21 protein-coding genes and 1 other RNA gene are annotated in these 20703 nt (G+C 60.4%); 1 reads left to right on the top strand and 21 read right to left on the bottom strand.

The window, feature by feature from the left end; all coding sequences use genetic code 11:
• Positions 1-377: 377 nt before the first annotated feature.
• The 15 genes from glmM to ruvC form a co-directional block, all read right to left on the bottom strand.
• Positions 378-1721, bottom strand: a complete 1344-nt coding sequence (gene glmM, locus FIU93_RS10420; RefSeq protein WP_023003434.1) for a phosphoglucosamine mutase — start codon at positions 1719-1721, stop codon at positions 378-380.
• Positions 1722-1907: 186 nt separating this feature from the next.
• Positions 1908-3827, bottom strand: a complete 1920-nt coding sequence (gene ftsH, locus FIU93_RS10415; protein ID WP_023003435.1) for an ATP-dependent zinc metalloprotease FtsH — start codon at positions 3825-3827, stop codon at positions 1908-1910.
• A 169-nt stretch (positions 3828-3996) separates the two neighbouring features.
• Positions 3997-5265 (bottom strand): tRNA lysidine(34) synthetase TilS, encoded by a 1269-nt coding sequence (gene tilS, locus FIU93_RS10410; protein WP_173017299.1) that lies wholly within the window; start codon positions 5263-5265, stop codon positions 3997-3999.
• Positions 5266-5353: 88 nt separating this feature from the next.
• Complete coding sequence (ybgF, locus tag FIU93_RS10405) at positions 5354-6301, bottom strand: tol-pal system protein YbgF (RefSeq protein ID WP_031270520.1); 948 nt, start codon at positions 6299-6301, stop codon at positions 5354-5356.
• 245 nt (positions 6302-6546) lie between these two features.
• Positions 6547-7032, bottom strand: a complete 486-nt coding sequence (gene pal / locus FIU93_RS10400; RefSeq protein ID WP_023003438.1) for a peptidoglycan-associated lipoprotein Pal — start codon at positions 7030-7032, stop codon at positions 6547-6549.
• Positions 7033-7183: 151 nt separating this feature from the next.
• A complete protein-coding gene (tolB, locus tag FIU93_RS10395) occupies positions 7184-8533 on the bottom strand; it encodes a Tol-Pal system beta propeller repeat protein TolB (RefSeq protein ID WP_023003439.1) in 1350 nt (449 codons plus the stop codon).
• Positions 8534-8578: 45 nt separating this feature from the next.
• A complete protein-coding gene (locus FIU93_RS10390; RefSeq protein WP_023003440.1) occupies positions 8579-9529 on the bottom strand; it encodes a cell envelope integrity protein TolA in 951 nt (316 codons plus the stop codon).
• 6 nt (positions 9530-9535) lie between these two features.
• Positions 9536-9988, bottom strand: a complete 453-nt coding sequence (tolR, locus tag FIU93_RS10385; RefSeq protein ID WP_023003441.1) for a protein TolR — start codon at positions 9986-9988, stop codon at positions 9536-9538.
• Positions 9989-9991: 3 nt separating this feature from the next.
• Positions 9992-10696 (bottom strand): protein TolQ, encoded by a 705-nt coding sequence (tolQ, locus tag FIU93_RS10380; RefSeq protein WP_023003442.1) that lies wholly within the window; start codon positions 10694-10696, stop codon positions 9992-9994.
• A 265-nt stretch (positions 10697-10961) separates the two neighbouring features.
• Positions 10962-11429, bottom strand: coding sequence for a tol-pal system-associated acyl-CoA thioesterase (gene ybgC / locus FIU93_RS10375; RefSeq protein WP_023003443.1), 468 nt, complete (start codon positions 11427-11429; stop codon positions 10962-10964).
• 84 nt (positions 11430-11513) lie between these two features.
• Positions 11514-13568: a methyl-accepting chemotaxis protein gene (locus tag FIU93_RS10370; protein ID WP_023003444.1), complete on the bottom strand. Its 2055-nt coding sequence runs from the start codon at positions 13566-13568 to the stop codon at positions 11514-11516.
• 171 nt (positions 13569-13739) lie between these two features.
• Positions 13740-14780, bottom strand: coding sequence for a Holliday junction branch migration DNA helicase RuvB (ruvB, locus tag FIU93_RS10365; protein ID WP_023003445.1), 1041 nt, complete (start codon positions 14778-14780; stop codon positions 13740-13742).
• Positions 14770-15015 carry a hypothetical protein gene (locus FIU93_RS10360; RefSeq protein WP_023003446.1) on the bottom strand — a complete coding sequence of 82 codons (246 nt, stop codon included), beginning with the start codon at positions 15013-15015 and terminating at the stop codon, positions 14770-14772. Before FIU93_RS10360 ends, ruvB begins: the two co-directional genes overlap by 11 nt.
• Complete coding sequence (ruvA, locus tag FIU93_RS10355) at positions 15012-15629, bottom strand: Holliday junction branch migration protein RuvA (RefSeq protein WP_023003447.1); 618 nt, start codon at positions 15627-15629, stop codon at positions 15012-15014. Before ruvA ends, FIU93_RS10360 begins: the two co-directional genes overlap by 4 nt.
• A complete protein-coding gene (ruvC, locus tag FIU93_RS10350; RefSeq protein WP_062487062.1) occupies positions 15626-16141 on the bottom strand; it encodes a crossover junction endodeoxyribonuclease RuvC in 516 nt (171 codons plus the stop codon). Before ruvC ends, ruvA begins: the two co-directional genes overlap by 4 nt.
• A gap of 190 nt (positions 16142-16331) precedes the next feature.
• Here ruvC and FIU93_RS10345 point away from each other — a divergent pair, with 190 nt between their 5' ends.
• The gene (locus FIU93_RS10345) at positions 16332-17093 is read left to right on the top strand and encodes a sulfite exporter TauE/SafE family protein (RefSeq protein WP_077291772.1); all 762 of its coding nucleotides are present in this window, start codon (positions 16332-16334) and stop codon (positions 17091-17093) included.
• Between the two features lie 213 nt (positions 17094-17306).
• Here FIU93_RS10345 and FIU93_RS10340 read toward each other — a convergent pair whose 3' ends face one another.
• The 6 genes from FIU93_RS10340 to FIU93_RS10315 form a co-directional block, all read right to left on the bottom strand.
• Entirely contained in the window at positions 17307-17618 is a 312-nt protein-coding gene (locus tag FIU93_RS10340; RefSeq protein ID WP_152505524.1) for a MazG-like family protein, read from the bottom strand.
• A 99-nt stretch (positions 17619-17717) separates the two neighbouring features.
• Positions 17718-18464 (bottom strand): YebC/PmpR family DNA-binding transcriptional regulator, encoded by a 747-nt coding sequence (locus FIU93_RS10335; protein ID WP_023003451.1) that lies wholly within the window; start codon positions 18462-18464, stop codon positions 17718-17720.
• A 99-nt stretch (positions 18465-18563) separates the two neighbouring features.
• Positions 18564-19394, bottom strand: a complete 831-nt coding sequence (locus FIU93_RS10330; RefSeq protein WP_023003453.1) for a TIGR00282 family metallophosphoesterase — start codon at positions 19392-19394, stop codon at positions 18564-18566.
• 42 nt (positions 19395-19436) lie between these two features.
• Entirely contained in the window at positions 19437-20015 is a 579-nt protein-coding gene (locus FIU93_RS10325; RefSeq protein ID WP_062487054.1) for a 5-formyltetrahydrofolate cyclo-ligase, read from the bottom strand.
• A gap of 44 nt (positions 20016-20059) precedes the next feature.
• A non-coding RNA gene (gene ssrS / locus FIU93_RS10320) (6S RNA) lies at positions 20060-20214 on the bottom strand.
• Positions 20215-20322: 108 nt separating this feature from the next.
• Positions 20323-20703 (bottom strand): cell division protein ZapA, encoded by a 381-nt coding sequence (locus FIU93_RS10315; protein WP_023003457.1) that lies wholly within the window; start codon positions 20701-20703, stop codon positions 20323-20325.

Genomic DNA, 20703 nt, shown 5'->3' with positions numbered 1-20703 from the left:
GAAAGCATACTGACGGGAATTCATTAATTGTGACTTAACTCTGTTCTTTAACCGCGTTTTTTTACCTTAAGGAAACCTTAACAGCCGAAGAAACGTCGAAAGATCAGAAACTGGCCTGCAAAATTATCAGGCAGGCCGGGGACATAGCTGCCAGAGCCGCTTGTTGTCATCCAGGTCAAATGAAACACGATGCGGATCCGGGAGGCCACCTGTCGCCACGTTTTCATGAACTTGTTAGGACTTCCCGAGAAAGTGGCATCCAGTCGCCCTGTCCAGAGGCTGTATTCCAGGTGTCATCCGGGGTTCTCCGCGGATAAGGCGCAACAAAAAAGCCGCCTCACATGGGCGGCTTTTCTTATCACTTGCTGTCTCGCCGATCAGGCCGCGGTTGTTGCCACCACGCCGGCGATATCATTGACCACCTGCTTGACCAGCTCCGCATCGTCGCCTTCCGCCATCACGCGGATCAACGGTTCGGTGCCGGAAGCTCGAATCACGAGGCGGCCGGAATTGCCAAGGCGGGCTTCGCCATCCTCGATCGCGGATTTGACCAGATCCTGCTCAAGCGGCTTGCCACCCTTGTAGCGCACATTCTTGAGGATCTGCGGTACGGGCTCGAACCGGCGGCAGACTTCCGACACGGGCTTGTCCTGATCCTTGACGCACGCAAGAACCTGCAGGCCCGCGATCAGGCCGTCGCCGGTCGTGGCAAAGTCGGACAGGACGATATGGCCGGACTGCTCGCCGCCGACATTGTAGCCGTTGGCACGCATATGCTCGACCACATAGCGGTCACCGACCTTGGTCCGGGCAAGGCCCAGCCCGAGGCTCTGAAGGTATCGCTCCAGTCCAAGATTGGACATGACCGTCGCCACGATCCCGGGCGCGGACAGGCGGTTGCTTTGCTGCCAGGACTGCGCCACCACGGCCATCAGCTGGTCGCCATCCACCACTGAGCCGTTCTCATCGACGATGATGACCCGGTCCGCATCCCCATCGAGCGCAATGCCGATGTCGGCGCGTACTTCATGCACCTTGCGGGACAAGGCATCGGTCGACGTCGAGCCGCATTCCTTGTTGATGTTGAAGCCATCCGGGGTGACACCCATGGTGATCACATCCGCACCCAGCTCCCACAACGCCTCGGGCGCAACCTTGTAGGCTGCCCCGTTGGCGCAATCGATCACGACGCGCAGACCTTCCAGGCTCATTTCCCTTGGCAGCGTCCGCTTGGCAAATTCAATGTAGCGCTGCTGCGCACCGTCGATCCGCTTTGCACGGCCTAGCTCGCTGGCGCTCGGCAGTCGGGATGTCAGGTCGCTTTCCATCAGCTCTTCGATCGTCTTTTCGATCTGGTCGCTGAGCTTGAAGCCATCCGGGCCGAAGAACTTGATGCCGTTGTCCTGGAACGGATTGTGCGAGGCAGAGATCATCACACCGAGATCGGTTCTGAGCGAGCGTGTCAGCATCGCAACCGCGGGCGTCGGCAGCGGGCCCAGCAGGAACACATCCATGCCGACCGAAGTGAAGCCTGCCACGAGGGCGTTTTCCAGCATGTAGCCGGAAAGGCGGGTGTCCTTGCCGATAACCACCCGGTGGCGGTGTCCGCCGTTCTTGAAAGCCAACCCGGCGGCCATGCCAACCTTCAGCGCCATCTCGGCGGTCATGGGATAGCTGTTCGCCTGACCGCGGATGCCGTCGGTGCCGAAAAACTTGCGCATCAAATATGCCTTGCTGATCTATCTGTCTTGGTTGCGCTCTTTGTAACGCAATCAGCCGAAGTCACGATTCAAAATATGTGAGCAATTGTTACCATTCCCTGATGGCTGGCAACCCTGTTCTTTCACCGCAAACGAAGATGCCCGGCGCAGGCCGGGCATCTGGGTTGTTCAGAATATCGGAACCGATCAGGACTGCGGCTGCGGCTCCATGCCACCGCTGGCCTCGTCGCCGCCACGCTTGGCACCGGCGGTCGGTACCGCGGACGACCGGCCGACCGGCTGGTCGTCGTCCGTGTCGCGCACTGGCGGCTTGCCATCGAGCAGACCCTTGATCTCGTCACCCGACAGGGTTTCGTACTCCAGGAGACCCTTGGCGATCGTATGCAACTGGTCTTCGTGGTCGCCCAGGATCTTCTTGGCGGTTTCATAGCCCTGATTGACGAAGGACTTGATTTCCGCATCGACGATCTTCTGGGTTTCATCGGAAACGTGCTGGTTCTTTGCCACGGAGTGTCCCAGGAACACTTCTTCCTGGTTTTCCCCGTAAAGCAGCGGACCGAGCTTGTCGGACATGCCGAACTGGGTCGCCATCGCGCGGGCCAGCTTGGTGGCCATCTGGATGTCGCCGGACGCGCCCGAAGTCACTTTCTCGTAGCCGAAGATCATTTCTTCGGCGACGCGGCCACCCATGGCAACGGCAAGGTCGGCCTTGCACTTGGCGCGGGTAAGCGACACCTGGTCCTTCTCCGGCAGGCGCATGACCATGCCAAGCGCACGTCCACGCGGAATGATGGTTGCCTTGTGGATCGGATCGGAAGCTTCCTGGTGCAGAGCCACCAGCGCGTGACCGGCTTCGTGATAGGCGGTCAGCTTCTTTTCTTCCTCGGTCATCACCAGCGTACGGCGTTCCGCACCCATCATGACCTTGTCCTTGGCGTCTTCGAACTCTGCCATGGTCACCAGGCGCTTGGAGCGGCGGGCAGCCAGAAGCGCGGCTTCGTTGACGAGGTTCATCAGGTCCGCACCGGAAAAGCCCGGCGTACCGCGTGCCAGCGTCTTGACGTCGACATCCGGTGCCAGCGGAACTTTCCGCATGTGCACTTTCAGGATCTTTTCGCGGCCGGTGATATCCGGGTTCGGCACAACGATCTGGCGGTCGAAACGGCCCGGGCGCAGCAGCGCCGGGTCCAGAACGTCCGGCCGGTTGGTCGCGGCGATGATGATGATGCCTTCGTTCGGCTCGAAACCGTCCATCTCGACCAGCAGCTGGTTGAGCGTCTGTTCGCGCTCGTCGTTACCGCCGCCGAGACCGGCGCCACGATGACGGCCGACCGCGTCGATTTCGTCGATGAAGATGATGCACGGAGCATTCTTCTTGGCCTGTTCGAACATGTCGCGGACGCGGGACGCACCCACACCGACGAACATTTCCACGAAGTCGGAACCGGAAATGGTGAAGAACGGAACGTTGGCTTCACCGGCAACCGCACGCGCGGTCAGCGTCTTACCGGTACCCGGAGGGCCAACCAGCAGAACACCGCGCGGGATCCGGCCACCAAGACGCTGGAACTTCTGCGGGTCGCGCAGAAACTCGACGATTTCCTGAAGGTCTTCCTTAGCTTCGTCGATACCGGCCACGTCCTCGAAGGTTACCCGGCCGTGTGCCTCGGTCAGCAGCTTCGCCTTGGACTTGCCGAAGCCCATGGCCTTGCCGCCGGAACCCTGCATCTGGCGCATGACGAAAATCCAGATACCCAGGATGATCAGCATCGGCAGCCAGGAGAACAGCGCACCAAGCAACGGAGAGCTTTCCGCCGGCGGGCGGGCATTGATCAAGACGCCCTTGCTGCGCAGCTCATCGACATATTGCGCGCCGTCAGGAGCGTAGGTCTGGAAGGCACTGCCACTGCTGTAGGTACCGGTGATCTTCTGTTCCTGAATGATGACCGATCGGATCTCGCCGTTGTCGACCTGCTTCATGAAGTCCGAATAAGCAATGTCATTCGTTGCGCCATGCTGCGCGGGACTTTGAAAAAGCTGGAACAATGCGATCAATAGCAGGGCGATGATCACCCAGAGAGCGAAGTTGCGAAAATGTGCGTTCATTTCGTTTCCTTAACCGCCCAACGCGACTAACTGCACGCGGTTACGTTTCTTTAGAGCGAAGATAGGTCGCCCAAAGCCCGCTGCCAAGGCGGTGCGCCATAGTTGCGCAGATGCGCTGACTATTTTCTTAAGCACGGACCTCTAACAGATGTTCCAGATGGGGAAAACCTCAGATTTCCTCGTCTGCGTCCTCATTGTCCATAAAGTTATCCGGCAATTTACCTTGGATCGGCATTCGCTCCAAATTCAAATCTGCGCTGCTGCAGGAATTGCCAATGGTCAAAACAGCCGTTGCGGAAGCCGGGGTCAGGATCTCCCCTGCCCGCCACAGGACCGGCGCGCAGTCGAAGGCGGCCTTGGGCCAGCCCGCCGGCCAGTCGATTTCCCGGGACGCTACAGGCGCGTTCATCAGCGGCCCCAGACACAAGGGGGCATCACTTTCGCCAACAGGACAAGTGGGGACCCGGTAAAGGTAGCGGCCATCCCATGAGCCGGATCCAGCAAGACCCGTGACAATGCCCGGCGGCTCGCGCCCCGGTTCTTTCCACACTCTGATGACGCTTGCGTCTGCGTCGAAAACCGATCCTTGAAAGGTCTGACGCTTCGCCTCACCGGACATCAGAACCCCGTCCAGAGCCTGAAGCCTGGCAAGTCTTGGTCGGGAATTCTTGCCCGAGACACGCGCCATGAGATAGACGAGCAGCCGGAGACGGAGTTCTTCCGGCTGCTCGCGGTAGGCTTCACGCTCCAGGCGCGCGGGTCCTGCCGGGTGCTCGGTGATCAGCCGAGCGACCAGGCCATCGGCAGTCCGCTCCAGGGCTTCCCGCGCCCGGCGGATATTGGCAGCGGTCTGCGCAAGACGCTCTGCGCTCAATCCCTCCTCGGCCAACAGCGACAAGATGGCGCGGAGCCGGCTGCGCTTGTATTTCGGGTTCCGGTTCGAGGGATCCGTGCACCAGGAACGGCCGCGCTCTTCAAGCGTTGCCTCGAGGTCGGATTTCGAAACACTCAGGAGCGGACGCAGCAGGCGCAGACCTTCCGGACCGCTGCCTTCGTCAGCCGCCATCCCGCTGAGGCCGGTAACGCCGCTCCCCCGGGTCAGACGGTCCAGAAAAGTTTCCGCCTGATCGTCAAGGTGATGACCAAGAACAAGCGCCTCCGCGCCGATGTCCCGCATACGCACTGCCATCAACCGGTAACGGGCAACGCGTGCCGCTTCCTGGAGGTTTGCAGCCGGTTTGGTGTCAGTCCAGCGCAACACCGTGCAGGCAAGGCCGCACGCGCGCGCATTCGTCGCAACGAATTCCGCCTCCTGACCGCTTTCGGGCCGGAGTTGATGATCCACACACAGCACTTCGGCGGCACCCTGCCAGCCGGTGCGTTTGCGCCATTCATCGAAAAGGACAAGAAGACAAAGGGAATCCGAGCCGCCGGACACTGCCAGCGCCAGATTGGAAAAAGAGCTTAGCTTTGAAAAAAGAGCATCGACGCGATCGGCCGGGAGCCTCTCGGGCTCAACCGGCCCGTCAGGAGCACTGGGCACGACGGCGTTCATCCCGCGCCTGGGACAAAACGGCTGGAGCGGCATTCGGATATTTGTTCAGCAGTTCGGAAAACGTTGCGCAGGCCGCATCCGCTTCGCCAAGACCACGCAGCGAGACACCCAGCTTGAGCAGGCTGTCGGGGCTCTTGGCGTTGCCGGGATGGTCCGTGTAGGTCTTCAGGAAGGCATCGGCTGCCTCGCGGTAGTTCTGCTGTGCCAGCAGGCTTTCGCCCAGCCAGTATTGAGCGTTCGCCGCCTGTGCATCGTCGGGATAGGTTTCCAGAAAATTCCGGAATCCGCGCTCGGCCCCCGCGTAATCGCCATTGACTGCCAGGGAATAGGCCTGATTGTAGTCAGAGCTCGGGTCGCCGCTGCCGATGACGCTCGCAATCTGGTCATCGTCGGTGGCAAGACCGGGATCGGGCGCGATTTCCTGACCTGTGCCAGGCAGGTTTTCAAGCCCGTTGGCCAGCCGCGAAAGATCGATCGGACCGTCGCTCGGCAAACCGCTTTCATAGCCGCCGGACTGATCCCAGTTGCCGTCTCCAGATCCGTCCGTAGGGAGGGTCGCAAAACCTCCACCCGGCGCGATAAGGTTGCCCGACTGCGGAGTACCGTCCGGGCCTAGGCCCGGAGCGGTCGATCCTGGAGCGACATCCGAGCGCTTGCCCGGGGTGCCGCCTTCCAGCTGCTGGAAGCGGTATTCATTGTCTTCCTGCATGCGGCGCATCTGATCCTGCAATTCCCGCATCTGATAGGACAACTGTTCGATCTGACCGGTCAAAACCCGGATCCGTTCCTCAAGCTGACCGATCCTTACGCTGGAATCGTCATTCTTGCGTCCGAACAGCTGGGCTTGCGACGGTGTGGCAGTGGCGAAGGTGATGACCAACGCCATGATGAGACCTGCCAGTCCCTTTAGTTTCAGCATTCGCTCCTCCGGTTGGATTTGCTGTACCAGTGTCTGGCCGTGGTCCGACAAACGCCAATACTCAAGCAGATCCACGCGCATGATGTCTTACCATGCCCGGCTTCTTACTCAAGTGCACAGAGCGCTTCGACTTCGGCCAAATTTTGACGTTACCGGCTGACATTGAAGTGATTTCGCCATTTCCGGCCGGCCCAACAAAAAAGGCCGGGCAAGCTGCCCGGCCTTTTTGTTCGGCATTTGCCGGATCAGTTGGTCGCGTTGTTCAGGACCGTCACCGCACGGCGGTTCTGTGACCAGCAGCTGTTGTCGTTACAGACAGCAACAGGCCGTTCCTTGCCGTAGGAAATCGTCCGGACACGCGAGGCGTTCACGCCCTGCGCCACCAGATAGTCACGTGCGGACTGGGCACGGCGTGCTCCCAGCGCGATGTTGTACTGACGCGTGCCGCGTTCATCCGCATGCCCCTCGATCGTGATCGTGTACTGGGGATAGCGGTTCAGCCACTTGGCCTGATTGGCAAGGGTTGCCTGACCCTGCGATGTCACCACCGACTGGTCTTCTTCGAAGAACACGCGGTCACCCACGTTCACGACGAAGTCCTGGCCCGTGCCCGGCTTCACATTGCTCGACAGCCCGTCCGGTTTGTTCTGGGCACATGCTGCTGCGAACAGAACCACGAAGCAGACTGCAATCCAGCGCGCGCCCCGTCCGGCGTTTAAACTCTTGAACATTCCTGTCTCCTACACCCCAGCCCGCCAACCTGACATTTCATCCGTCCGGTTCTTGGTAAACGCTTTCTAGCCAAAACCGGTAAAAAACGCCTTTTCAAACATGGTTAGCGAAAGCTTAACACGGCCTGCCTTCACAGGCCGCATGTCTCCTTCAGTCGATCAGCGGCGACCAGGAGGGATCCGACGCGAAGGCCGGGGTCTCCACCCGCTGTTCGTTGTATCCTGTCAGGTCCACGGTCCAGACCTGCGGCCCGCCATTGGCACCCGGCGTATCCCGGAAAAACACCAGCACACGGCCGTTCGGCGACCAGGCCGGACCTTCGTTGTGATAGCCCTCGGTCAGGATACGCTCACCCTTTCCGTCAGGCCGCATGACGCCGATCATGAATCGGCCCTGGTGCTGCTTGGTAAAGGCGATCAGGTCTCCACGCGGCGACCATACCGGCGTGGAATACCGGCCAGGCCCGAAGGAAATACGCTGCGCACCGCCGCCGCCTGCGCTCATCACATAAAGTTGTTGTGTGCCGCCGCGGTCGGATTCGAACACGATCTGGCGTCCGTCCGGTGAGAACGACGGGCTCGTGTCGATGGCCGCGTCGTTCGTCAGACGCGTCGTCTGGCGAGAGCGCAGGTCCATCTTGAAGATGTTGGCATTGCCACCCTGCTGCAGGCTCATCACCACGCTCTGGCCATCGGGCGAGAACCGCGGGGCAAAGGTCATGCCCGGGAAGTTGCCGACGATTTCGCGCTGACCCGTTTCAATATTCAGCAGATAGACACTCGGATCGGCGCCGCCATAGGACATGTAGGTGACTTCCTGGCTCGTCGGCGAGAACCGCGGTGTCAGCACCAGATCGTCGCCGCGAGTCAGGTAACGCACGTTTGCACCGTCCTGGTCCATGATCGCCAGGCGCTTGACGCGCTTGTCCTTCGGGCCGGTTTCATCGACATAGACGATCCGGGTGTCGAAGTAGCCCTTTTCACCGGTCAGCCGCTCATAGATCGCGTCAGCGATGATATGCGCCAGACGCCGCCAGTTTTCGGGTGTCGTGTAGAACTGCTGGCCCAGCATCTGCTCTGACGCGAAAACGTCCCACAGACGAAACTCCGCCCGCAGACGCCCGTCCGGCTGCTTGATCACCGTACCAGTGACAAGCGCCTGGGCACTGATCTGGCGCCAGTCGCCGAAACGCGGCGTGGAATTCACGCTCATGTTCTTCTGAATGAAGCTGGCCGGGTCAAGCGGCCGGAACAGGCCGGATCGTTTCAGGTCGGCGGCAATGACGTTGGTCATGTCCGCGGCCAGCTTGCCGTCTCCGCCTTCGGCGGAAAACGACGGCAGTGCGATCGGCAAGGGCTCGATGTTGCCCTGGGTAATATCGATTTCGACAAGCGCTGCCGCCGGCAGCGGAGCAATCACCACAAAAGAAGCGAGAACAAATGCGAGCCCTCTGGCTTTCCGGCTTGTGAAAACAGAAAGTTTTTTCAGTATTCCGCGCATGAGCACAACAGCTCCCTTATGGACGTTTGAACTGGCCGGGCCAGTCTATCCCCCGAGCATCTCTCTGGGGTCGAAATTGATGATGACTTCCTGCCAAGCTTCATACTTGGAAATTGGCAGATTGTATGGCTGGCAGCGCATGATCGCGCGCACGGCACTGCTCGAGGCTGCTCCGAACGCCGGATTGCCGCTGGAATTCATGACTTCCGGCTGGCCCGAAACCTGACCGTCCTGGGACAGGTTGAAACGGACACGAACCTTCAGGTCTTCCGCACCAACGGCACCCACCGGCGGGTTCCAGCATTGCGCCACCATTCCGCGCAGCGCATCCAGCTCGGACTGGCTCATACGCACGTTCTGCTCCCCGCGCCGGGAACCGAGAGAGGCCGGGTTCTGGCTGGTTTCGCCGGTCTGTTTGGCCGGTTCGACCTTGTTCAGAAGCGCAGCGATGTCGGTGCTGTCGAAATTATCCTTCGGCGGCTCGGGCGCATTCCTCGGCGGCGTCGGCTTGGAGCGCGGTGAAACCTTGGTCACGATCGGCTGGGGCGCAGGCGCGGCCTCCTGCTGCGGCACAGGCTCCGGCGCCGGGGCAGGATCCGGTGCAGGCGCAGGTTCGGCCACCGGCGCTGGTTCGGGCGCAGGCGCCGGAGCCGGTTCCGGATCCGCAACGGGCGTTGGTTCCGGTGCCGGAGGAGGCGTCGGAGACGGCGAAGGTGTGGGCTGCGTCGGCTGCTCAACCTTGCTTTCGCCCGGTTTATCGGCCGGTTTCGGAGGTTCCTCGGCCGGGGTATCGCTTGGGTTCACCGCCGCGACGTCCCGGACTTCGGCGGTCTTTTCGCCAACCCGAAGCCTGGTGATTTCCTCGATGGGCACCAGTTCGACAGGCAGAGAATCCACCTGCGGAACCGCAAAGCTCTCAGCGTCCGGAAAGGCGATCAAGCCCCAGAGCAGGAAAGCCGAGTGACCGGCCAGAGACGCGATGAGACCTGCGCGCATGACGCGTTACGAGTCCCGTTCTTCCAGAGTGACAAGACCGAGGCGTTTAAACCCGGCCGCGCTGATGCGGCCCATCAGCTTCATCATGGTGCCGTAGTCGGCATCCTGATCGCCGCGCACGTAGATACGTTCCTCGTAACCATTGGCGGCAATGGCTTCGAGCTTTGGCACGATCTCTTCAATCGTGATCGGGGTATCCTGGATGAAGATTTCACCAGCCGCGTTCACCGAGATGGTTATCGGCTCGGTATCGCCTTCCAGGGCCTTGGCGCTGGTCTCCGGCAGATCGATCGGCACACCGACCGTCAAGAGCGGAGCAGCCACCATGAAGATGATCAGGAGCACCAGCATCACGTCGACCATGGGCGTGACGTTGATTTCGCTCATGGGTGCGTGGCGACGCCTGCGCCGCCCGCGCCGTCCGCTTCCTGCCTGACCTGAACCGACCTGCATGGCCATGGATCAGCCCCTCTCGTCGATCTGACGGGACAGGATGGCGGAGAACTCGTCCGCAAAGCCTTCCATGCGCGAAACCGCCTTGCCGACGTCGGCCGAGAACTTGTTGTAGGCGATAACTGCCGGAATGGCGGCCAGTAGACCAAGCGCGGTCGCAAACAGCGCTTCGGCAATACCGGGCGCCACGACGGCAAGGTTGGTGCTTTCCGATGCCGCGATGGCCTGGAACGCCGTCATGATGCCCCAGACCGTTCCGAACAGACCGATGAACGGTGCCGCGGAGCCAACGGTTGCCAGGATCAGCAACCGGCTTTCAAGCCGCTCGGCTTCGCGCTGGATGGTGACATCCATCACCCTGTCGATACGCTGCTGCAGGCTGCCGATGGCAGGCCGCGCGCCCTCGTGGCTGCGCTTCCATTCACGCATGGCTGCGACGAACAGTGCCGCCATGGAATGGTTCACACGATTGTGAAGCGTATTATAGAGTTCTTCGAGAGACTGACCGGACCAGAACACCGTTTCGAACCGGCTCATCTGGCGCCGTGTCCGGCCGACCAGCATGATCTTGTCGACGATGATCGCCCAGCACCACACCGAAGCGCCCAAAAGGCCGAGCATTACGACCTTGACGACGATATGCGCCTGCCAGAACAGCGCAAAAAACGAAATGCCGCTCTCTGGCGCCAATGTCGATTGGACAAGTGTTTCCATAAATTCAATGACCCCTTGGCCGTCTGACGCTGTTTTGCATTCAAGGTTTCGAAAACGACAGCGAGGAACCGGAATCAGCCGGCCGGCTCTTGTAACCTGCCGCCTCTCTGACGTTTGATTTTGTCAAAACTGGGACTTTTCCAATCAAAGAAAGTCCCTCTCTAAAGGAATCAATTAAGGTTACTGCAAGATTAACGCAGTAATGGGTTTTGAAAGTATTTTACCGCCGCCAAGCAGCTTGCCTGCTCTTTCAGAGCCAAGCCCTTCAACCGTCGGTGTTTTCTCCAGGTGCATGCTGCACGAGTTTTTCCGAAAGGACCTGCGGCAGTCGGGTCGGACGTCCTTGCGAGGTGATGATCGCAACGGTGACGGCAGCCGAAATCAGCAGCTCTTCGCCGCGGTAAATCAGCTGATCGAGCCGGATTCGGGCGCCTTTGTACTCCGCAAGGCTTGTATGAACTTCCAGCACATCGTCAATCCTGGCCGGTTTCTGGAAGTCCAGCGTCATTGTCTTGACTGCGAAGGCCAGCGAAGCACCGTGGGTACCTTCTGCCATCTCACGATGGTGAATGCCGATGAGACGGAGGAAATCCGACCTGGCGCGCTCGAAGAAGCGCACATAGGCACCGTGATAGACGATGCCCGTGAAATCCGTGTCCTCGTAGTAGACGCGAACAGGAAGCACATGACCGCCATCTTCCAGGCGGCCGGCGAGATCCGGCCAGTCCGACACGCTTTGTCCCTCGAAAGCTGAATGAAAAAGCCTCCCGGTCGACCGACCGGGAGGCTCGTACCTGGCCCTTACGTAGGCCGTATCTTATGCAGCGGCAACCTCGGAGAGGAATTTCTCGACGGACGCACGAAGCTGTTCCGCCTGCTGTTTCATCTCGATTGTCGCGTTCAGCATGTCGCCAACCGCTTCCGAGTTTTCGGCAACGCCTTCGTTCAGCGACGCCACAGTCTCAGCAACGCTGCGGGTACCTTCCGCGGCTTCTGCAACGTTTCGGGAAATCTCACCGGTGGCAGCGCCCTGCTGCTGCACGGCGTCCGAAATCGTGGTGGTGTAGGAGTTGACCTCCTCGACCGATTCCGACACCCGGGCAATCTCTTCCACCGCTTCGGTGGTAGAGGCCTGGATAGCCGCGATCTGCGCGGAGATTTCTTCCGTTGCCTTGGCGGTCTGGCCGGCGAGCGACTTGACCTCGGAGGCAACGACCGCAAAGCCCTTGCCGGCATCGCCCGCACGCGCAGCTTCGATCGTCGCGTTCAGCGCCAGCAGGTTGGTCTGTTCGGCGATCTCTGAAATCAGCGACACGACATCGCCGATCTTGTTGGCCGCTTCCGCAAGGCCGGAGATCTTGGAATTGGAGCTCTGCGCGGCGGTCGTGGTCTGGGCCACGATGCTTGCCGTGGTTTCGACCTGACGGGAGATCTCCGAAATCGACGCGTTGAGTTCCTCGGTGGCGGAGGCAACCGCCTGAACGTTGGAGGAAGCGTTTTCCGAAGTCGACACCGCGGTCTGCCCCTGGTCTGACGCGGCAGTGGACCGGTGACTGAGGGCGGAAGAGACTTCTTCCACACGGGCAATATTGGTTTCCACCAACTCCAGAACCGCCTGCGACTCGGCCCGGAATGCAGCAATCAGCGCATCGATGGTCTTTTCACGCTGTTCGCGGGCAATGTGGCCAACCTTGCGCTCGGATGCCAGACGCTCGCGTTCGATCGAACTGTCCTTGAACACTTCGATACAGCGCGCCATGCGGCCGATCTCGTCCTGGCGTTCGGTCGCTTCGACACCCACTTCCAGGTCGCCGTCGGCGATCTTGCGAGCCGCGACCGCAAGGCGTTCCATGGGAGCGAACATGCGCCGGGTTACCCACCAGATCAGGCCGACGATCGGAACCAGACAGAGGAAACCGGAAATGATCGCGCCATAGGTGATGCGATCGGCGGCAGCCGACAGTTCCGTCTGCTTGACGGCATCGACAACACCAAAGGGCGAACCGACAAACGTGTTGCTTGCTTCCGCAAAGCGGTAGTCACCGTCTTCCAGGCGGATCAGCCGGTCGTTGACCTTGATATCGGAGATCATGTGGACGGCACTCGCGCGGCCCATATCGTCGAGCTGAACCAGCTTGCCATCGGAATCGGCAAGGAAGATGCGCTCGCTGTCGCCGAGGCCGGTCTTCTCGTTCAGCAATCCGGCCAGATGCTCCATGTTGGTCGTGAACGCAATCGCGCCGAAGAACCGGTCCAGATAGAACACAGGCACCGCAAGAACTTCCGAGACGGTGCCATCTTCGGTGGTCACAAAACCTGAGGAATAGATCTGCCCGGCCGCCAGCGTCTCGTTTTTCGAGGCCTCGAACAGCTTGCCCATGGCGATCTGCACCGGATGGCCCTGGATCTGCGCGTCTTCCACGTGGAAGGCGAATTCCGGACCCTTGCGGAAAGTATAGGTGATGAACCCGTCCGGATTGGCCAGCGCCGCATCCGAGAACAGGCCCTGATCGACAAGTTCCTGGTAGATCGGATGAACGACCTTGTGATTGTTCACGTAGTAGTTGGACTCTTCCGGCTCCACCAGAAGGTGACGCTCACCTTCGGGGTGCGGATTGTCGGTCACGAAGATCTTCCGGAGCAGTTCGTTCTGCCCTTCTTTCAGGTTCTTCCACCCGACCATGGTCTTCATCAAACTGTCCTTGGCGCCTTCCAGCGTGGAGAAGAACGCAGCGCTGTCCTTCACCTGCCCAAGGGAGAGTTCAATAACCTTCTGTTTCGCCTTGGTAGCACTTTGCAGGCCGGCATCAGCCTGACCGTTTGCAACATCCCGCGAAATGGTCGACGTGACCGTGACAATTGCCACGCACATAGTGAGTGCGCCGGCTAAAAACATTAGAGCCAGTTTAGATGAAAGGCGCTTCCGCATGGTTTCCCCCGCATAGTTAACGCGACGATACGGCAGGATTCGCGAATAAATGCTTAATCGCTATGCAGAGCTAGATGTAACCGACAAGTCCTTGTCTTATAAATACTACGTAAACTATTCGGGATCGGTGAACAGTCCCATTTGCGGAGCATCCGGTCTGGATGGGGCCGCAAGACCCAGGTGTTCGAACGCCATCGGCGTCAGGATACGTCCCCTTGGCGTCCGCTGCAGAAACCCGTTCTGGATCAGGTAGGGTTCGACGATCTCCTCGATGGCGTCACGAGGCTCGGAAAGCGCTGCCGCAATGGTCTCGATCCCGACCGGCCCACCACCGAAATTCACCGCGATCTGGCTCAGGTAGCGACGGTCGAGACTGTCGAGCCCGGCACCATCGACTTCCAGCTGCAGAAGCGCCCTGTCGGCGAGTTCCCTGTCGACCCGCTCGACGCCGGCGACAATGGCAAAGTCCCTTACCCGCCGCAGCAGTCGCCCGGCGATACGCGGTGTCCCGCGGGAGCGTTTGGCAATCTCGCGGGCACCGTCTTCAACCATGCCGATGCCGAGAATGGCGGCGCCACGCTTGACGATGTGCTCCAGCTCCGGAACCGTATAGAACTGCAGCCTGACCGGAATGCCGAAGCGATCGCGCAGCGGAGTAGTCAAGAGGCCCAGCCGCGTCGTCGCGGCAACGAGCGTGAACTTCGCCAGGTCGATCTTGACTGATCGCGCAGCCGGTCCTTCACCGATGATCAGGTCGAGCTGGAAATCTTCCATCGCCGGATAAAGCACTTCCTCGACTGCCGGATTGAGCCGGTGGATCTCGTCGATGAAGAGGACGTCGCGCTCTTCCAGGTTGGTCAGAAGTGCGGCCAGGTCGCCCGCCTTGGCAATGACAGGACCGGAGGTCGCCCGGAAATTGACCCCCAGTTCGCGCGCCATGATCTGCGCCAGCGTCGTCTTGCCGAGACCGGGAGGCCCGACGAACAACACATGGTCCAGCGCCTCACCCCGCGCCTTCGCCGCACCGATAAAGACCTTCAGATTGGCGCGCGCCTGGGCCTGACCGACAAAATCATCCAGCACCTGGGGGCGCATGGTTGAATCGATCTCGTCCCCCCGGATTTCCGGCGTCACGATGCGAGTGTCATCCGACATGGCTTACGACCACAAACAGCAACACCAGAAGAGCCAGCGAATAGGCTACCCGGAGTGCATAGAATTTCTTGAACTGGCGCAGGACAAACGGGTCGTCCGACTCCACACGGCGTCCGTTGACGGTAAACGGACGATCCCCCACCGAGGCACTGAAGCGGTGATCAAGGTACATGATACCGCCGATGCCCAGAACCACGAACACGACGGCAATGATGCCATAGGTAACGGCGATCATCCGGCCAATTCCTTCAAGCCAAGGCGGATCAGCGTTTCCGTGGTCGCGTCCTCACCGGCTGACTGCAAGGCCTTTGCGACGGCGCCGCTCGCCTGCGCCTGTGCATACCCCAGATTGGTGAGCGCCGAAACCGCCTCGGCCACCGGCCGAGCAGCCACGTTGTCGGCAACGTTCTGGGAAACCGCAATCGTGCCCTGGTCCACCGTGGCAAGTCCCGGTGCCTTGTCCTTGAGTTCGGCAATGATACGTTCGGCAACACGCTTGCCGACGCCAGGCGCCCGCGAAATCGTTGCCTTGTCGCCAAGCGCAATTGCGTTGGCGACTTCGCTTGCCTTCAAGATCCCCAGAATGCCCAGCGCAACCTTGGCACCGACACCCTGAACGGTCATCAGGATACGGAACCATTCGCGCTCCGCCTCTACCCCGAAGCCATAGAGCCGGATCATGTCCTCACGAACGATTGTCTCGATGAAAAGGACAGCCGCTTCACCTGCGCGCGGCAGACCCTGCAGAATGCGCGAGGGACAATGAACCTGATAGCCCACCCCGTGCACATCCAGGATCACGTGGTCCTCGCCATAGCTGTCGATGGTGCCTTTCAGCTTGCCGATCATATTGCCCCCATGGCGGCAAGCCGCGCTGTACTGTTGGACCGGTGCTGCGCATGGCAAATGGCAATTGCCAGTGCATCGGCGGCATCGTCCGAATTGAAAGTGGCCCGCGGCATCAGAACCTTGACCATGGCCCGGATCTGTTCCTTTTCCGCATGACCGGTCCCGACCACCGTCTTCTTGACGAGGTTCGGCGCATATTCGGCAACCGGAAGTCCGGCGAGCGATGGCACCAGCAGAGCGATCCCGCGTGCCTGCCCGAGCTTCAGAGTTGCGCCCGCATCCTTGTTGACGAACGTATGTTCTACCGCGGCTTCGGACGGTTCGTGCTGGCGCACGACTTCGCTGAGGCCGTCATGCAGCTGCACCAGGCGCTCGGCCAGGCTCTTCTTGTTGTCGGAGGTTACCGTTCCGGAAGCGATGAAGGACAGGCGATTTCCCGTCGCCTCGATCATGCCCCAGCCGGTACGCCGCAGCCCCGGGTCGATGCCCAGCAAACGAATCGCGTGTATCATGGAACAAATCGGTAACAAAACTTCCCCGTTGACGCCAGCCAAAGCGCGGCTTACCACCGGAAAGCCTGTCAAAAACACCTCACAACGTGTTTAATCCGGCCTTGCCCCTACCGGCAGGCCACCTCCCCCGCCAAGGCCCGCGATCTGCCGGGCAAATCCCTTTTTGATCCAGTCCGTTCCGCGAGTTTCCATGGCCGACATCTTCAGCTCCTTTCCGCCCGGCCTCCTGGTGTTCCTCGCCGTGGTCCTGTTTGTGGCCGGTTGCGTGCGCGGGTTTGCAGGGTTCGGTGCGGGAATGATCTTCATGCCGGTGGCCGCCAGCGTCATGCTGCCGTCAACCGCGGCAGCCACCTTTCTGTTCATCGACGGCATTGTCGCACTGCCTTTGGTGGTCAGGGCGCTCAGGCTGTGCAACTGGTCGACAGTGCTTCCCGCGGTCGTTGGTGCCGTGGTTTTTGTTCACGTCGGCGCCTGGCTTCTGGCCAACGCGGACGTGCTGGTTCTACGCTGGACGATCTTTGCAATCGTGACCGGACTGCTACTGCTGCTGGTGTCCGGCTGGCGCTATGAACGCAAACCCTCCAGGCCGGTGTCGCTTGGGGTTGGCGCAGTTGCGGGCATCCTCGGCGGCATCTCGCAGGTCTCCGGCCCGCCGGTGGTTGCCTTCTGGCTCTCCAGCGCAAAGGAACCGGCAATCGTCCGTGCCAACCTGATCGTGTTCTTCGCGCTTGCGAGTATCGGAACCTTCGTCGCCTATATCTTCAACGGCTTCTTCACGCTGGAAGTGTTCCACCTCCTGATCATGGCGATCCCCGTCTATGCCCTTGCGATCTATCTCGGCTCCAACGGCTTCAAGCACGCCGACCCGAAACTCTATCGCAAGCTCGCCTATGGCCTGATCGCCCTCGCCGCCCTCTCCAGCATGCCCCTGCTGGATCCGCTTTTCCGGTAGGCGGTTCTTGGCGTTATGTTAGTGCGGAGGAACACCCAGACACCCTCATCCTGAGGAGCCGCGAAGCGGCGTCTCGAAAGATGGGCCTCTTGTTCCGGAGTATGTAGCCCATCCTTCGAGACAGCGCTTTGCGCTTCCTCAGGATGAGGATGAGTATGGCCAGGACCGTCCGATCAAGTTAGCAAAAACCGCGCCAAATACGCGGTGCAAACCCTATTCGGCCAAAGGCTTTTCCTGCAGCTTCTCCTGCCATTTGGCACATTTTTCCGCCATCAGCCGCATGAGTTCTGCCTCGAACTCTTCCCTGCTTGAAGAAGCCTGCGCCAGAACGCTCATCGCCACGATCGCAGCATCGGCGGCTTCTTCACGGACATCTGCCAGCGTCTGGTTCTTGTATTCGCTGCCGGGCGCCTTCGTTGCCGAAAGAACGGCCTGCGCCAGCTCTCCGGCTTCCTCCGCCAGCTTCAGCGCACGCTCCTGCAAGGTTTTCGGGTCTTTCTGCGTCAGGTCGAAGATATTGAACATGCGATCGGTCTCCTTGGTTCAAGGAAGGCGCGAGCCTCAGGACCACCAAAACAAAAACCCCGGCAGGGCCGGGGTTTTCAGATTCATATCCTGTGTAACTCAGGAAGCCAGAGAGGCCATGGTTTCTTCGTCGACATCGAAGTTGGAGTAGACGTTCTGGACGTCGTCGTCGTCTTCCAGCATGTCGATGAGTTTCATCATGGTCTGGGCCTTGTCCGCGTTGACCGGCGTCAGGTTCTGCGGCTTCCAGATGATCTTGGTCGAATCCGCTTCGCCCAGTGCCTGTTCCAGAGCAGCAGAAACATCGTTCAGATCTTCAAAGGCGGTGTAGATCGTGTGACCGCTCTCGTCGGACTGAACGTCTTCCGCGCCAGCTTCGATCGCAGCTTCCAGAACCGCATCGGCTTCACCGGCTTCCGGCTTGTAGATAATTTCGCCAACACGGTCGAACATGAAGGAGACCGAGCCCGTTTCCCCCAGCGACCCACCGCATTTGGTGAAATAGGACCGGATGTTGGAGGCGGACCGGTTGCGGTTGTCGGTCAGGGCTTCGACGACCACGGCAACACCTGCCGGGCCGTAGCCCTCGTAACGGACTTCCTCGTAGTTGTCGTCGTCGCCGGACTGGGACTTGTTGATCGCCCGCTGGATGTTTTCCTTCGGCATGGACTGGGCCTTGGCGTTCTGGACGGCAAGGCGCAGGCGCGGGTTCGCGTCCGGATCCGGGTCGCCCATCTTCGCGGCGACGGTAATTTCCTTGGACAGCTTGGAGAACATCTTGGAGCGGGCCGCGTCCTGGCGTCCCTTGCGGTGCATGATGTTCTTGAATTTTGAATGGCCTGCCATGGCTCTTCTCGGTTCTTTACAGGTGATGTCAGTGAAAACTGCGCCGCTTATAGGCAAGTTGACCCGGAAAATCCAGCGCAGAGAAATTCTCGGCCGTGGTCAGGCCCCGTTCGGCCAGAAGGGCGGGATCACAGGCTCCAGCCGGCCGCCTATGCGAAGCGGCGCAACCCGCTCGGCAAGCCCGGTCCGATCGTCCGTCTCGATGGCGACACCGCAGATGGTCGGATCGCCTGTTGCCGGTGTGAACCGGGAGCTCGGTATCTTGCGCTGGAACCGGTTGACCGGCTCTTCCTTGTCCATGCCCAGAACGCTGTCATATGCACCGCACATGCCCGCGTCGGACATATAGGCCGTGCCGTTTTCCAGGATCTGGTGATCGGCCGTCGGCACATGGGTGTGCGTTCCGACAACGAGACTGACCCGGCCATCCAGGAAGTGGCCCATGGCCTGTTTCTCGCTGGTGGCTTCGGCATGCATGTCAACGATGATGGCATCGGCCACATCGCCAAGCGGACACCCGTTGATGACGTTGTCGATGGCGGCAAAGGGATCGTCGAGCGCGTCCATGTAAACGCGGCCCATCACATTGGCCACCATCACCCTTGCGCCGTTTCTGGCCGTGAAGAGGTGCGCGCCGCGCCCCGGTGTCCCGGAGGGGTAATTGACCGGTCGAAGCAGCCTGTCCTGTCGCTCGATATAGACCAGGGTGTCACGCTGGTCCCAGACGTGGTTGCCGGTGGTCACGACGTCGGCGCCCGCATCCAGAACGTCCTGCAGGATCGTTTCGGTAATGCCGAACCCGGACGCAGCGTTCTCACCGTTGACGATCACGAAATCGAGCTGGTTGCTTTCCACCAGCTCCGGCAATTGCTCAATGACGGCGGTACGGCCCACGCGGCCGACAAGATCGCCCAGAAACAGAATACGCATATATCCTCACTGGGCGGCCTGCTTCGGCGATCACTTTCGCCGTCAGCCGAACGCCCGGTACCCCTGCTCGGTCAGAATCCCATTCAACGGCTTGTCATGCGCTTCCGCGGGGACGCGGTCAACCTCCTGCACGGAAAAGGCAAGCCCGATGCACAAAAGGGGCCCGGAGTGTTGCAGCTGCGCAATTGTAATGTCGTAAAAAGCCTTGCCGTAACCGATGCGCGTGCCTTTGCCGTCAAAGCCGGCAAGCGGCATCAGAAGAACATCCGGGCGCACTTCCTCGGCAGAGGGGCCGGGTTCGGAGGTGCCGAAACCGGCGGAAACCAGTTCCGTATCCCGCTCCAGGCGGCGGAAGATGAGGCTCGGGCCGGTCATCACGGGCAGGCACAGGGGGTGCCCAAGCTGGCGCAGGCGGTCCATCAGCGGGCGCGGGTCGATTTCGTCCCGGATCGGCCAGAACCCGGCAACAACTGCTCCTGCCGGCAGCGGCAGATCTTCGGCGTGATCGCTGAGCATCAGGCTGTGTTCGATCCGCTCCACCTCCGGCATTGCCTTGCGGCGGGCAAGCACCTGCTTGCGGAGACTGTCTTTTTCGGCAGCAATGGAGGAAAGGTCGGTCATGGGGCCTCGAATAGAATGGATCGGCCCGCGTCCTGAAAAGGAAACGCGCAGCCGCCCGACCGTTGGATTTGCAATCCCGGGAAACCTACAATGTAGGTGGGCGCCGTATGCAACGGACCACGGCCCAGCGCAGGGACAGCTCCCAAGGGAATGCGTAAGGCCCCGGGGATAATGTTCCTGACGTATCGGGCAGCCGCAAGTACCGCATATAATCCGGTGCGACGGCAATTACCAGTGCGGCATGGATTTCATCACAAACGAAGTTGCGGGCACTCTCCGTTGCCGTCTGGCCGGAAAGGCGGTCGCCTCAGGCGTTGTCCTGGGCCCGCAAGCTCTTGGAAAGACCGTCCGCAAGGCTTTCGATCCGAGCGGCGGCAGTATTGACGGCACGCGACAGCTCTTCCTCGTTCTGGCTCATGTTGTCGAGCGCAGCCACCTGCTGTTTCTTGGCATCGGCCAGCTGTTCTTCAAGCCGGGCGACCTTGCGCTCCAGTTCCGAAAGCTGGTCGGCCGCCATGATGCCGGCCATTACCGTCAGGCGCTGGTCGCCGATTTCGCCGAAGGCGCCTCGCAAGTCGTTGATCCAGCCATCGAAACGGGCAGCAAGGCCCATCAGGCGCTCTTCCTCGCCGTCATCGCAGGCCATGCGGAAGGACTTGCCGTTGATGGTAACCGTGATCTGAGCCAT

The sequence above is a fragment of the Labrenzia sp. THAF35 genome, assembly GCF_009363595.1.
GTDB classification, from domain to species: domain Bacteria; phylum Pseudomonadota; class Alphaproteobacteria; order Rhizobiales; family Stappiaceae; genus Roseibium; species Roseibium algicola.
Note: the sequence above shows the minus strand (reverse complement) of the source record. Positions and strands in the feature narration are given on the sequence as shown.